General features: G+C 57.2%; 12 protein-coding genes. All 12 read right to left on the bottom strand.

Features of this window, described 5'->3' with window-relative positions:
* Window positions 1-133: 133 nt before the first annotated feature.
* Window positions 134-1,771, bottom strand: coding sequence for an ABC transporter ATP-binding protein (locus AC2TEM_RS11260; RefSeq protein ID WP_170392262.1), 1,638 nt, complete (start codon window positions 1,769-1,771; stop codon window positions 134-136).
* Window positions 1,768-2,583 (bottom strand): ABC transporter permease, encoded by an 816-nt coding sequence (locus AC2TEM_RS11265; protein ID WP_170402849.1) that lies wholly within the window; start codon window positions 2,581-2,583, stop codon window positions 1,768-1,770. The genes AC2TEM_RS11260 and AC2TEM_RS11265 overlap by 4 nt, the downstream gene beginning before the upstream one ends.
* Entirely contained in the window at window positions 2,583-3,539 is a 957-nt protein-coding gene (locus AC2TEM_RS11270; RefSeq protein WP_170392259.1) for an ABC transporter permease, read from the bottom strand. The genes AC2TEM_RS11265 and AC2TEM_RS11270 overlap by 1 nt, the downstream gene beginning before the upstream one ends.
* 15 nt (window positions 3,540-3,554) lie before the next feature.
* A complete protein-coding gene (locus AC2TEM_RS11275; protein WP_170392257.1) occupies window positions 3,555-5,141 on the bottom strand; it encodes an ABC transporter substrate-binding protein in 1,587 nt (528 codons plus the stop codon).
* Window positions 5,142-5,475: 334 nt separating this feature from the next.
* Window positions 5,476-6,579 (bottom strand): DUF4147 domain-containing protein, encoded by a 1,104-nt coding sequence (locus tag AC2TEM_RS11280; protein ID WP_170420685.1) that lies wholly within the window; start codon window positions 6,577-6,579, stop codon window positions 5,476-5,478.
* Window positions 6,579-7,016: a D-aminoacyl-tRNA deacylase gene (dtd, locus tag AC2TEM_RS11285; protein ID WP_170420687.1), complete on the bottom strand. Its 438-nt coding sequence runs from the start codon at window positions 7,014-7,016 to the stop codon at window positions 6,579-6,581. The genes AC2TEM_RS11280 and dtd overlap by 1 nt, the downstream gene beginning before the upstream one ends.
* 22 nt (window positions 7,017-7,038) lie before the next feature.
* Window positions 7,039-7,707 carry a nitroreductase gene (locus AC2TEM_RS11290; RefSeq protein ID WP_480856191.1) on the bottom strand — a complete coding sequence of 223 codons (669 nt, stop codon included), beginning with the start codon at window positions 7,705-7,707 and terminating at the stop codon, window positions 7,039-7,041.
* Between the two features lie 63 nt (window positions 7,708-7,770).
* Window positions 7,771-8,862 carry a TFIIB-type zinc finger domain-containing protein gene (locus tag AC2TEM_RS11295; protein ID WP_170392249.1) on the bottom strand — a complete coding sequence of 364 codons (1,092 nt, stop codon included), beginning with the start codon at window positions 8,860-8,862 and terminating at the stop codon, window positions 7,771-7,773.
* 35 nt (window positions 8,863-8,897) lie between these two features.
* Window positions 8,898-10,046: an SPFH domain-containing protein gene (locus tag AC2TEM_RS11300; protein ID WP_170420691.1), complete on the bottom strand. Its 1,149-nt coding sequence runs from the start codon at window positions 10,044-10,046 to the stop codon at window positions 8,898-8,900.
* A gap of 22 nt (window positions 10,047-10,068) precedes the next feature.
* Window positions 10,069-11,040, bottom strand: coding sequence for a DUF2927 domain-containing protein (locus tag AC2TEM_RS11305; RefSeq protein ID WP_170420693.1), 972 nt, complete (start codon window positions 11,038-11,040; stop codon window positions 10,069-10,071).
* The gene (locus AC2TEM_RS11310; RefSeq protein WP_170420695.1) at window positions 11,040-12,230 is read right to left on the bottom strand and encodes a toxic anion resistance protein; all 1,191 of its coding nucleotides are present in this window, start codon (window positions 12,228-12,230) and stop codon (window positions 11,040-11,042) included. The genes AC2TEM_RS11305 and AC2TEM_RS11310 overlap by 1 nt, the downstream gene beginning before the upstream one ends.
* 29 nt (window positions 12,231-12,259) lie before the next feature.
* On the bottom strand, window positions 12,260-13,174 hold the full coding sequence (locus AC2TEM_RS11315) for a 5-bromo-4-chloroindolyl phosphate hydrolysis family protein (RefSeq protein ID WP_170392241.1): 915 nt from the start codon (window positions 13,172-13,174) through the stop codon (window positions 12,260-12,262).
* Window positions 13,175-13,288: the final 114 nt, after the last annotated feature.

A 13,288-nucleotide genomic window follows, 5' to 3' on the forward strand; every position in this document is an offset into this window, starting at 1 on the left:
CCGGCGAACCTATGAGATTCGTCCGGCTATGGCTGCGCATTTGCGCCCCAAATAGCAAAATCCCGACGTCTGCTTGTGTTCACAGCGCCGGGAATTTGAATGGTCTTCGGTGTTTCTATGAGAAGGGCGCGGATCAGTTCCCCGCGCTCTCCATTTTGCGGTGGGCGACAACCTCTTCCAGCCAGCCAAGATGCATCTCAGGCACCGAGCTAAGCAGCAAGTCTGTATAGTCGTCGAACGGAGGGCTTAGCACCTGGCTCTTGGGACCGTAGCGAACCACCCGACCCTGGTACATCACCGCGATACTATCGCTGATCGCACGGACTGTCGCCAGATCGTGGGTGATGAACAGGTATGCCACATCCTCGATCTTTTGCAGATCCAGCAGCAGCTTGAGGATACCGTCCGCGACCAGCGGGTCGAGCGCCGAGGTGACCTCATCACAGATGATCATCTTTGGCTTGGCCGCCAGTGATCGCGCGATACAGACACGCTGTTTTTGACCACCCGACAGTTCCGCCGGATAACGATCGATGAACTTCTCGCCCAGTTCGATCTCATCCAGCAACTCGACGATCCGCTTGCGTTTCTCGGCGCCGCGCATGTTGAAGTAGAACTCGAGTGGGCGGCCGATAATCGTACCGACGGTCTGACGCGGGTTCATTGCCACGTCGGCCATCTGGTAGATCATTTGCAGCTCACGCAGGTCTTCACGCGTGCGGCCTTTCAGATCAGAGCTGAGCTTGCGGCCCGCAAAGGTAATCTCACCATCACGGGGTGGAAGAAGCCCGGTGATGACCCGTGCCAGCGTAGACTTACCCGACCCGGATTCACCCACAACCGCCAGTGTCTGGCCCGGATGAAGCTCGACGTTGACATTATGCAGCACGTCGAAATTCAAGCCTTTGTAGCGCGCGGTGATACCATCGACGCTCAGCACGGGTTCAGGAGTTGGTTTTTTCTCTTCGTGCTCGATTGAGCGGACCGAAACCAGCGCCTGTGTGTACTCTTCTTGCGGGCGGTTGATGATCTGGTCGGTATTTCCGTATTCGACCGTATCGCCCATCCGCAGCACCATGATGTCATCACTGACCTGGGCCACAACTGCCAGATCATGGGTGATATACAAGGCGGCAACGCCCGAGTCGCGAATGGCGTCTTTGATGGCCATCAGCACATCGATTTGGGTAGTCACGTCCAGTGCCGTGGTAGGTTCGTCAAAAACCACCAGATCAGGCTCGGGGCAAAGCGCCAGCGCCGTCATGCAGCGCTGCAGCTGTCCGCCCGAAACCTGATGCGGGTAACGATCACCGATATTGTCAGGGTCGGGCAGACCCAGCTTGGCAAAAAGCTCACGCGCGCGGGCTTCAGCCTCTTTGCGCGAAAACTTCTTCTGCTCAACTGCGGCCTCGACCACTTGATCCATGATCTTCTTTGCGGGGTTGAACGATGCGGCGGCGGATTGGGAAACATATGTTACCTCACCACCGCGCAGTTTGCGGATATCCCCATGAGATGTCTTGAGGATATCACGCCCGTTTACCCAAACCTCGCCCCCGGTGATTTTCACACCGCCACGGCCATAGGCCATTGAGGCCAGACCGATGGTAGATTTGCCAGCCCCGGATTCGCCGATCAGACCCAGCACCTTGCCTGGCGCGAGGTCAAAGCTGACCCCGTGCACGATCTCGATGTCATGGGGCTTTTCACCCGGCGGATAGACGGTCGCGCCGATTTTGAGGTCGCGGACCTTGAGAAGGACATCACTCATCCCCGGCCTCCTTTCAGCGATGTGGTACGATTCAGGACCCAGTCAGCCACCAGGTTGACCGAGATTGCCAGCGTCGCAATGGCCACAGCGGGATAAAGCGCTGCGCCGATGCCATAGACGATGCCATCCTTGTTTTCTTTCACGATACCGCCCCAGTCAGCCAGCGGTGGCTGGACGCCCAGTCCCAGGAACGACAGGGTCGAGATGAACAGAACCATGAAGATGAACCGTAGCCCGAATTCGGCCACAAGTGGCGACAGCGCATTGGGCAGGATTTCCCGGAAGATGATCCAGGCGCGCCCTTCGCCGCGCAGCTTGGCGGCTTCAACATAGTCCATCACGTTGATGTCCACCGCTACGGATCGCGATAGACGATACGGGCGAGTGGCATCCAGTAAGCCCATAACAAGGATCAGGATCGGGACGGTCACCGGAACGATGGCCAGAATGACCAGTGCCAGGATCAGAGTCGGGATTGACATGATCAGATCCACCGTACGGCTGAGCGCCTGATCAGCCCATCCGCCCAGTACAGCAGCCAGCAAGCCCAGCGACGTACCGGTCAGAAAGCTGAGCAGCGTCGCCGCTGCCGCGATGAAGATTGTCGTGCGCCCGCCATAGATCATGCGGGTCAGCAGATCGCGACCGATATTGTCAGTGCCTAGCAGATGTTCGGGGCTGCTCGGCTCCCAGACGTCGCCGACGACTTCTGCCATTCCATAGGGTGCAATCAACGGGGCGGCGATCGCCACAAAGAAATAGGCGAAGGTGAAGATAAGGCCAATCAGAGCCGAAAGAGGAATGTTCTTTATCATTTCGGATGCCTCAGTCTTGGGTTGGCAAGGATCGACACGATATCTGCAACCATGTTCAGACCGATATAAACGGCCGCAAACACCACGCCGCAGGCCAGAACAACCGGCACATCACGTTTGGTCACGGCATCCACAAGGTATTGCCCCATACCTGGATAGACGAACACAACCTCGACCACGACAACACCCACGACCAGATAGGCCAGGTTCAGCATGACGACGTTCACGATCGGTGAAATCGCGTTGGGAAAGGCATGGCGGGCAATAACCTGAAATGTGCTGAGGCCTTTCAATTCAGCGGTTTCGATATAGGCCGATTGCATGAGGTTCAGAATGGCCGCGCGCGTCATGCGCATCATCTGTGCCAGCACGACCAGCGTCAGAACAAAGGCAGGTAGCGCGATTGCATTCAACTTTTGTCCAAACGACATAGAATCATTGATCATCGCAAGCGACGAGAACCATCCTAATTTCACTGAGATATAGTAGATCACCACATAACCGATCAGAAACTCGGGGATCGAAACCGTCGTCAGGGTGATGGCTGAAATCAGTTTGTCGGGCCAGCGATTGCGGAACCGCACGGCAAGCAGCCCCAGAAAGATTGCAAGCGGTACGGAAACTATTGCTGCCACGCAAGCCAGGAACAGAGTGTTCCCAAGGCGTTTTCCAATACTCTCGGAGATATCAAGTTTGTTGGTCAGGGATTGACCCAGGTCACCCTGAAGTATGCCGCCCAACCACTCGAAATAGCGTGTAAGGGCAGGGCGGTTCAGGCCCATTTCTTCGCGTAGGTTTGCCAAGGCCTCTGGAGTTGCGGACTGCCCCAGGACGGCTTGCGCGGCGTCTCCGGGTAGGGCTTCGGTTAGGCCGAAAATCAGGGCCGAAGCGCCGAGCAGCAAAAGGAGTCCCAGCGCCAGGCGCTGGGAAACCAATTTGATGATGGGATGCATTATCCGTAGCCCGTTTTAGACGAACCACATTTTGCGGGATATGTTGCCGTTCATCATCTCTTGCGTCGGGTCAGATTCCCATCCATCCAGCTGGTTGCTGACGCCTTCGACAAAGTCGTTGAACATCGGGCAGATCAGGCCGCCTTCGTTGCGTACCATTTGACCCATCTGGCTATAGATGGCTTTGCGTTTCTCAGGGTCGAGTTCCGCCTTTGCTGCAAACAATAAGTCGTCAAACGCCTGAACCTTAAACCTCGTGTCATTCCAGTCTGCGGTCGACAGATATGCAGTCGAGTACATCTGGTCCTGAACCGGGCGGCCGCCCCAATAAGACGCACAGAAGGGTTGAACGTTCCAAACCTCGGACCAGTAGCCATCATTGGGCTCACGCTTGATTTCAAGCGGAATTCCGGCCTGTGCAGCAGTCTGCTGGAACAGAGCAGCAGCATCTACAGCACCTGGGAACGCACCATCGGCAACGCGCAAAATAATCGGAGAGCCATCATGCCCAGATTTCTTATAGTGCTCTGCAGCCTTTTCAACGCTGAACTCGCGCTGTTCGATGGTTTCATCAAACAATGGATAGGCTGAATTGATCGGCATATCATTCCCGATCGAGCCATAGCCGCGCAGAACTTTGTCAACCAATTCTGCGCGGTTGATGGCGTACTTCAGTGCGGTGCGCAGTTCATTGTTATCAAACGGAGCCGTGTCGCAATGCATGATGAAGACATAGTGACCGCGACCAGCGGTTGAATGCACCGTCAGGTTAGGCGCACGGCCCAACAGGTCGGCAACTTTGGGTTCAACGCGGTTGACGGCGTGGACCTGTCCGGACTGCAGTGCAGCGGTCCGTGCCGTCGCATCGTTGATCACAACAACTTCTACGCTGTCAAAATTGCCGAAATCGCTGTTCCAGTGGTTTTCGTTCTTGGTGAACAAGTGACGGACGCCGGGTTCGTCCACTTCTAGTTTGTACGGGCCGGTGCCGATACCTGCCGCCGGATTATCCATGCCGCCATCGGGCTGAATGATGAGGTGATAGTCGGCCATTAGATACGGCAGGTCGGCGTTCGGCTCGGTCAGTGTGACCTGGAAATTATCTCCATCGGCCTTCATCGACTCGATGCCTTTCATGATGCCCAAGGCACCTGATTTGGAATCTTCGTTCGAGTGGCGCTGCATAGTTTTCAGCACGTCTTCGCTGGTCATGGTCTTGCCGTTGTGGAACTCGACCCCTTGACGCAGCTTGAACGTCCATACTTTCGCGTCTGCACTTCCTTCGACGCTTTCAGCCAGGCGCGGTTCGATGGTTCCGTCGGGCGCCACTTCGACCAGTTGGTCTCCGAACTGCTTGCCGTTCTGGAACGGGACTGAGCTTGCGTAGGTTGCCGGATCAAGTGAGTTGGTTGATTCACCACCCTGCAAACCGAATTTCAGATCGCCGCCCTTTTTCGGACCAGCGGCACGTGCCGCATCGGCAAACATAGTGCTTGCCATTGCGGCCGAGACACCCAGTGCCGCTGCTTTGCCCATGAATTCACGGCGGGTCAGCTTTCCAGCTGTGACCTGCTTTGACATGTGAGTGAGTTGTTCGTTCATCCAGATTTCTCCCAGTTGATAGGATGTTCAGCCCGTTGGCGGGCTTTTTATTGACGCATGAGTCAACTTAGGTGCAATTCAGGGCAGCGGGCAAGTGCAAATCTCTTGAAATAATGGGGAGGTTCCGCCTTTGATCGCGCCAGATGATCTTGTTATGAGCCTTTGGAAATCCAAAACCCCTTATTCCTAACTACTTACTCTGACCTGAACAAATTATCCGATAGTTGCCTGGTCAGTTTTGCATGAACTTTCGTTCCACAGATCAAACGCCATTCCGGCCTTTAAGTGATTCTATCTGGTGGGTTTTTCGGATGGGCGGAGTCAGGGTCTAGGATCAGTTTTTTATTGCAACAATCAGATCCATTACGTTTGTTCCTGTGGGTCCCGTGACCAACAGCGCCCCCGCCTTGTCGAGGAAACTGCCGCTATCTGCATTGTCCAGATACGCTTGCGCCTTATCAGACCAAGTGTCGCCGGTAACGATGGCGCCTGCTGCATCTGTTGGCCCGTCGGTGCCATCTGTTCCTCCGACGATGACGGTCAAATCAGATTGCCCTGCGATTTCGCGCGCGAGTGCTAGAGCAAGGGCCTGATTGCGCCCACCGCGCCCTGGCGCATCAGGTAGGACCACGGTTGGTTCGCCGCCAAATACCATGGCGCCCTTGGGCATATTCCGCAGCCGATCTCCTAATTTAGCTGCAACCGAGAGATAGTCATCGTGCATCGCTTCTTCGTTGCCGAGGACCTTGATGCCTGAGTTCTCGGCCGCAAATGCTGCGGCGTCGCGCGCGTGTGCGTTTGATGCGATTATCGCGGTGTGGGCAGAAAACTCCGGTTCTTCGGGCAATGACCCGATACCGGAGCCAATAACGCCCAGATCATCACCCGGGACGTCCGAGATCGCCAGAACGGTCACACTTTTCCCCGAGAATGCCGACAACAAACCGCCACCCTTGATCCGGGACAGCTTGCGCCGTTCCGTGTTCATTGCACCGATGTCGAGGCCTTCACTCAGCAGTCTTTGGTTGAGGGCCTCAAGATCATCCAATGTCGTACCGGGCACGAGGTCCTCGGCAAGCGAAGAAGCCCCTCCCGAAACTAGCAGAAGCAGCTTGCTGTCGGGTTTCATCGCCTCAACCGTTTCGCGCAATGCCTGCCCACCCTTCAGACTGCGGGCATCAGGAACCGGGTGTGCAGCTTCAATCACCACAATATGCTTAGGCAGGTCGTGGCCATGGCCATCCTTGGTAACCACCAGAGTGGGCACTGGGCCAAACCGTTCGACGGCGGCACGGGCCATGGCCCCTGCGGCTTTTCCAACGGCCAATATCTGATCTGGGGCTTCGATCGCCTGAGTGGCCTCCAGCGTTGCGCGATATCCATCAACCGCCGCCACACCTGCGCGCCAAATGTCCTGTGCCTTTTGCGAACTCTGCATCAGCTTTCCATCCAAATTGTGACTGGTCCGTCATTGACCAACTCTACCGCCATGTCAGCTCCGAACGCACCTGTCTCAACCGGAATGCCCCGCGATGAAAGGTTGTGTACAAACGCCTCGTAGAGGTGTTCGCCCTCAGCCGCCGGGGCGGCCCCGGAAAACCCAGGCCTGTTTCCACGCGATGTGTCAGCTGCCAAGGTGAACTGGCTGACCACCAGGGCCGAGCCCTCAATGTCCAATATCGACCGGTTCATCTTTCCCGCGTCGTCATTGAAGATACGGAGCTTTGCGATCTTTTCAGCCAATTGATCAGCTTGTGTCTCTCCATCCCCCTGCATCGCACAAACCAGAATCATCAATCCGGGGCCCGATCGCCCGATGACTGTTCCATCGACTTTGACCGAGGCACTGGAAATTCTTTGAAGTAAGGCGCGCATCTGCAGGTCCTGTATTTTATTGCTATTCGTGCCAATCGATCACTTCATCCAGCGCGGCACGTTCCGTTCTGAACGCGTTCGCCGGGTGATCCATATCCGCATATCCGAACGAAATCGCGCACAGAATCAAGCGATCTTCTGATATCCCGAAGTAACGGTGAAGAAATGCGCCATGGGCCGCTACCGCTGCCTGCGGGATACAAGCCACACCCAGGGCCTGCGCCGCCAGTGAAAATGCGGTCACGAAGCCACCACAATCCATCGCGCCGTAAGGGCCCAGTTCAGCCGGGCTGGACAGTATGGCGCAATGTGGGGCGCCGAACAGAGCATAGTTTTCCATCATCTGTTGCGCCGAAGTCCTGCGATCACCTTTTGCGATACCAACCGCTTTGTAGAGGGCCCAGCCACAGGCGCGACGGCGTTCTTGATAAACACCGGAATAGCCGGTTGGAAAGGGTAGGTCCGGAGCAGGCGCAACGTGCGAGGCTTCGTGTTGCAACGCGTCCCGAAAATGGTCTGTCTCGGCCCCGCTGGTGATGACGACCTGCCAGGGTTGCGCGTTGCACCAGCTTGGAACACGCGCAGCACTGGCGACGATCTGTTCAATCTGTTCGCGAGGCACCAGGTCCGTGCGAAAGGCACGGCAAGAAAAACGATCGGCCAAGAGCGCGTTCAGAGCGTCAAGGTGCAATTCAACATCTCCTTTCAGGCATGCCGAGGAGTAGGTTCCATGAGCGTGCTCTGCTTATCAGCGTTATTGCTGTCCAGTTGCCACCAGATACCCGACGCCGGCCGCAACGAGAAGGCCCAGAACCACGGCGATCGTAATCTTGATTGCGGACCAGGGACGCTCACCCTGAACGCGGCCAGTCCGGCCATTGACCACAAAACGATAGGTCTGGCCGCGGTATTTGTAGGCCGCCATCCAAACCGGCAAGAGGATGTGTTTGAATGTGACATCTCGCACTTCGGTGTCGACAGCGTGAATGCGCTGACGATCGCCTCCGATATCAAACCGCACGTCACGCTCGATCACCCGTGCCATATGTGCGCGGGCCTCTTGATAACCTTCTCGCAGTTCGACCGTGTAAGCCTCGGCGCGGAAACCGGCCAGATATTCCGGCTGGTATGGCTCAAGCGCAGGCAGGTCCCATGGCTCCAGCGCATCGGTATAGGATTTGGGCAGCGATTGTGATGCCAACACCAGAACATCGTCAAAGAACCGCGCAACCCGTCCGGATTTTGGAGTCCAGCGTACTTTGGGGACCTGTTGCTGCACGCGCTTTCCATCGCGCATCACAGTGCGAGTTTCGTAATACACCACACCGCGTTCCCCACGATAGCTCGACTTGGTATCAGCGTCGAAGGTCCAATACGGGACATAAATGCCCTGCATCTTGCGTCCCTTTCGGGCGTATTCCTTCAACCCGTTGGGTGCAAACCACAGTCGGCCCAGCCAATCCCCCATTGCCTTGTGGGCCGAGCGTTCATCCAGTGCAAAGGGCAACACTCCTCGAGGTTTGATATGGCGGCTAACGCCTGTATCGGTCACAACCGGAGTGGCACAGAACGGGCACTCCGCAGCATGGGTGTTCGGATCAAACTCAACCTGAGCCGCGCAGTTCGGACAGGTCAGAACACGGGTTTCTTCAATCTCGCTGTCAGGCAAGCGATCCGCGATGGCGGCGTCGAAATCCAGCTCTCGCAGACTTGCACCACCCCATGGGCCAGCACCGATCGTTCTGGTGTTGCCACAATGATCGCAAGTCAGCGTTCCGTCACCGGGATTGAACCGATAATCCGCCCCGCATTGGTCGCAGGGGAAACGGTGTTCGTCTTTCGCCATGACAGAACCTCGAAATCAGGTTACCAAATGTCAGATCACGCGCCCGGAGGCGGCGGAGGCAGGATCGTGAACAGCTGTGCCAGTTCCTGCACGTCGCCTGCCTTCTTCCAACCGTCCTGACCGGCGGTCCAGACGTGGGTATCACGCGTGATTTCACCATCGGTTGCCATACGACCCATCTTGGCCTTGGAGAACGGCCCGCTGGTCTGGCCATCCACCGCGATATGCCACACGTGCTCGACGGGTGGCGGGGGTGGCGGTGCCGCAGGCGCTGCGGCTTGCGGGGCAGCGGGGGCGGAACCGCCCCAAGGGCCGCTTGGTTGACCCGCTGCCATGTTCGACATCTGCTGTGCCATCGCCATACCCATTCCCATGCCAAGACCGGCGCCCATGCCGCCGCCCTGACCGGGATTGTTGGCCGCTGCGGTCATCGCTTCAGCTGCGGAATACTGCGTGAACTTGCCCAGATCGCCCGCCAACCCCATCGATGTGCGCTTGTCCAGCGCGGCCTCGACCGCTGCTGGCAGCGAGATGTTCTCGATGTAGAACTCGGGCATGCTCAAACCATACCCGTCCAGCACCGGTGACACCTCGGCGGCAATCAGTTTGCCCAGATCGGCCGTGTTCGCCGCCATATCGAGAACTGGAATGCCCGAGCCTGCGATGACGCGGCTGAATTCCTGCACGATGATGTTTCTGATCTGAAAGCTGATCTCGTCCATGGTGAATTCACCATCGGTACCGACGATTTCGACCAGGAATTTCGCCGGGTCCTTGACCCGCACCGTATAGGTGCCAAATGCCCGGATGCGCGTTGGACCGAACTCAGGATCGCGCAGCATGATCGGGTTTTTCGTGCCCCATTTCAGGTCATTGAAACGGGTCGTGTTGACGAAATAGATCTCGGACTTGAACGGAGACTGAAAGCCGTGATCCCAATGCTGCAGCGTCGTCATGATCGGCATGTTGTTTGTCTCAAGCATGTAGAGACCTGGGGTGAAGACATCCGCCAACTGACCCTCATGCACAAAGACCGCCGCTTGACCTTCGCGCACGGTCAGCTTGGCGCCGTATTTGATCTCGTGTCCTTCACGCTCGAACCGCCAGACCATGGTGTCGCGCGTATCGTCGACCCAGTGGATGACATCTATGAATTCACCGGTCAGAAAATCAAAAATTCCCATTGGATTTCTCCTGTCTTCGGGGTCAGAGCGACTGCCCCATCAATTCGCGTGCAATGATACGGACCACCGGGCGCGCTTCTTCAGCGGTCATGCCAGCCTTAAGGCGCGGGTCATAAAGGATGGTCAGCAGCTTTTCATCATGGCTTGTGAGCAGGGCGAACTCGTCGTCATCGTTGAAGATTGATGGCCGGGCAGACGGGCTGTCATTCGGCAGCCCCAATCCCTGAGCGATCTCTTCGTGGACGCAGCTCAGGCGCACCAGATCGGGATGTTCCGCCCGGATCAGGGCAACAGCCCGGGTATATGTCTGTGGCGCGCTGTTCGACGCCGAAGCGAATACAAAGCAATAGAAAGAGCGCGGCAGTTTGTCGAAGAGGTCAAGTTGTGCCTGCCCTATGCCCGGGATCAGTTGTCGCAGCCGGGCTTGCACATAAGCGGTATCATCTTCACCCGCCACGAAGACGTGGAAATTTGCATTCCGGGTGGTGGTTGAGACCGGGTGTCCAGTGAGCCGCGACAAGCGGTTGGCGTAGGCGTCAATTCGGGCGGCCTCTTGCTGGCGGACTTCAGGTGCAACCGATGGACCAAACTCGGGCTTTATGCGAACCGGCGACGACCAGCGACTAAGCTGTCGGCTGGTGCGACTGCTGCCGCTGGCAACGGCTTGCCCCGGATATTCATTATAAAACGCTATGGTCTCAAAGTTCCGAGCCAGATCATCGGCATCATAGGGCGTATCAGGGCCACCGCCATCGGTTCTCAGCAACCCGCGCGTCAGCAAGTTGTTTTGTACGCTTTCATAGTATCGCGCGAGATCAAGGCTCGCTGGTGAGGGCGCTTGATATGCATTGCTCAGGCCTTGCGGCTGGGCAGGTTGAGGTTCAGGAGCGATCGTCGTCGTCAATGCCTCATCGCAGCCAGCAAATGCCAGCAGCGACAAGCCCAATACTGCAATCTTAGCGCGATGAAATGGCCGCACGCCCGCTGTTTCCATTATCCGGGAACAGCCGTTCCGGCATTGTCGCCGATCCCGTCCTGTCGCGCCTTGGCCGAGGCGAGCGTGTCGCGCAATTCGGCCTCCATCTTCTTCAGTTCTTCCTCGGCTGCGGCGCGTTTGGCCTTGCCTTCGTCTGCAATGGCGAGGCTTTCGTTGATGGTGCCGATCAGGTCTGCATTGGCTTGTTTGACGGCTTCGATATCGAAGACGCCACGCTCCATCTCTTCGCGGATCATTTTGTTGGATTCGCGCAAGTTGGCGGCGTTCGAGGTCAGCAATTCATTGGTCAGATCATTGGCATCACGTACGGCAGCGGCGGCCTCGGCACTGCGCTGTATGGTGACAGCTTGTGCCAGCTGGGTTTCCCAGAGCGGTACTGTGTTGACGAGGGTCGAATTGATCTTGGTCACCAGCGACTTGTCATTTTCCTGCACCAGACGGATGGAGGGCAGCGATTGCATCGTCACCTGACGGGTAAGCTTCAGGTCGTGGACCCGGCGTTCCAGATCATCGCGCGCGGCACGCAAGTCGCGCAATTCCTGCGCTTTCATCACCTGTTGGTCTTCGGGCGCGGCCTGAACCTCGGTCTCTTTCTCAGGAATGTCGTGGCTGTCCAGCTCGGTCAGCTTCTCCTCTCCCGCTGCGATGTACAGTGCGAGTTCGTCGTAGAACTCCAGCGTTTTTTCGTACAGCAGATCCAAAGACTTGATATCTTTCAGCAGTGTATGCTCATGCCCCAGAAGATCATCAGTAATCCGGTCGATCTGGCTTTGAACGTCTTCATACTGCGCTGTGAATTTGGCGAAGGGCGCAGCACGGCCCAGCAGTTTTTCCCACCAGCTACGCTCGCGACGCACATCCAGTTCGCTGACTGAAAATCCGCGGATCGTTGTTACGATGTTGCGAAGGCTGTCACCCGCCGGGCCCACATCCTTGTTGCGGACATCGGCCAGCATCGCCTGACTGATCTCTTGCAATTCCGCCTGTGCGGATGATCCGAACGAGACGATCGAGTTTGTGTCGCCCATATCGATCTCACCCATCCGCTTACGGATTTCGGCGCCCACCGGTTCGTCGGCCTCTTCCAGCGGGACAATCTCGGCCTGCGGCTCGGGGAGGGCGACCGCGGTGACTTCCTGCACCAGCGTTTCAGCCTCGACTGCCTTGTTCTTGATCTCATCGGACATGGGGTAATCCTCGCTTACATAAAAGCCGGTCAGTCCAACCGGACGCCTTCGCGCTGCAACCGGTCGCGCAGCACATCAATTTCAACCGTCAGATCACTGCGGTCATCCAATAGCATCTTTCGCGTCCGCGCCGCGAAATTCTGTTCAAGATCGTCCAGCAGGGCCGAGTAATCCGCCAGCGCCTGCGCATCGCGGGTACGGGCATAGACGTCCGAAAACTTCACCGTCGCATCGCGTGCGCCTTGCAAATAAACAGTTAGATATTTCCGGGCACCAGCCAGATCGCGCGGGTCTTCCTCGACCGTGCGAAACAGATCGCGGGCTGTATCCTGAAAGCGTTCGACCCGCGCTTCGATCCGGCGGTCACCTGCGCGTTTTATTGCATCTGTCATTTGGGTCAGATGGGTTTCGGCGTCCTCGACCACGCGTGCGACACGGTCCTGCTGGAAGGTGTCGACACCCTCCATTCCTTTGTCCTTCATTGGGTCGAGGCCGAAGGAAACCGAATGTAGAACCGTTGCAGCGGCGCCAAACAGGATGGGGGCCAGCAGGCTTACCTGTGATGCTGTTTCGGCGTCCAGAAATTCGGTCCGGTATGAGGCTAGCGCCGCCCCCAAACCGGTCAGAACGCTGGAAAACATCTTGCGGGGAAACGCAGGTCTGCGTGCGGTGCGGCGGGCGTTGTAAGCGGATTCGGCCCTTAAACCTTCGCGCAGCAGAAACGCGGCAGCGGTCAGTAGCCCTGCCGCAACCAGGCCGATGGTCATTCCGATCGCGCCATCGTTCAGAGACAGAAACACCAGTGGTATCGCCGGGACAAACAGGATGTTCGCGCGTGCACCTGCCGGTTCGACACGGGCACCATCGAATTGGCCACGCGATGGCTGATCTTGCGAGGAAACATCGCCTTCTGGGCTGAATTTGCCGCCGTACCGTTTGGCCATTTCGCTACAGGCCCCCCAACAGACCGGTGCAGACGCCGAACAACAGCACCAACAGGGCCGCATAGGCCAATTTTTGTACTCCGGTCCCGGACATAGCGCCCCCCAACTGTGACC

This window comes from Ruegeria sp. HKCCD3925, from assembly GCF_057221175.1.

Excerpts from the sequence above, each read along its gene's own strand:
- AC2TEM_RS11260 (WP_170392262.1), bottom strand. The coding sequence starts at position 1,771 with ATGAGTGATGTCCTTCTCAAGGTCCGCGACCTCAAAATCGGCGCGACC.
- AC2TEM_RS11270 (WP_170392259.1), bottom strand. The coding sequence starts at position 3,539 with ATGCATCCCATCATCAAATTGGTTTCCCAGCGCCTGGCGCTGGGACTC.
- AC2TEM_RS11275 (WP_170392257.1), bottom strand. The coding sequence starts at position 5,141 with ATGAACGAACAACTCACTCACATGTCAAAGCAGGTCACAGCTGGAAAG.
- AC2TEM_RS11280 (WP_170420685.1), bottom strand. The coding sequence starts at position 6,579 with ATGCAGAGTTCGCAAAAGGCACAGGACATTTGGCGCGCAGGTGTGGCG.
- dtd (WP_170420687.1), bottom strand. The coding sequence starts at position 7,016 with ATGCGCGCCTTACTTCAAAGAATTTCCAGTGCCTCGGTCAAAGTCGAT.
- AC2TEM_RS11295 (WP_170392249.1), bottom strand. The coding sequence starts at position 8,862 with ATGGCGAAAGACGAACACCGTTTCCCCTGCGACCAATGCGGGGCGGAT.
- AC2TEM_RS11300 (WP_170420691.1), bottom strand. The coding sequence starts at position 10,046 with ATGGGAATTTTTGATTTTCTGACCGGTGAATTCATAGATGTCATCCAC.
- AC2TEM_RS11305 (WP_170420693.1), bottom strand. The coding sequence starts at position 11,040 with ATGGAAACAGCGGGCGTGCGGCCATTTCATCGCGCTAAGATTGCAGTA.
- AC2TEM_RS11310 (WP_170420695.1), bottom strand. The coding sequence starts at position 12,230 with ATGTCCGATGAGATCAAGAACAAGGCAGTCGAGGCTGAAACGCTGGTG.
- AC2TEM_RS11315 (WP_170392241.1), bottom strand. The coding sequence starts at position 13,174 with ATGGCCAAACGGTACGGCGGCAAATTCAGCCCAGAAGGCGATGTTTCC.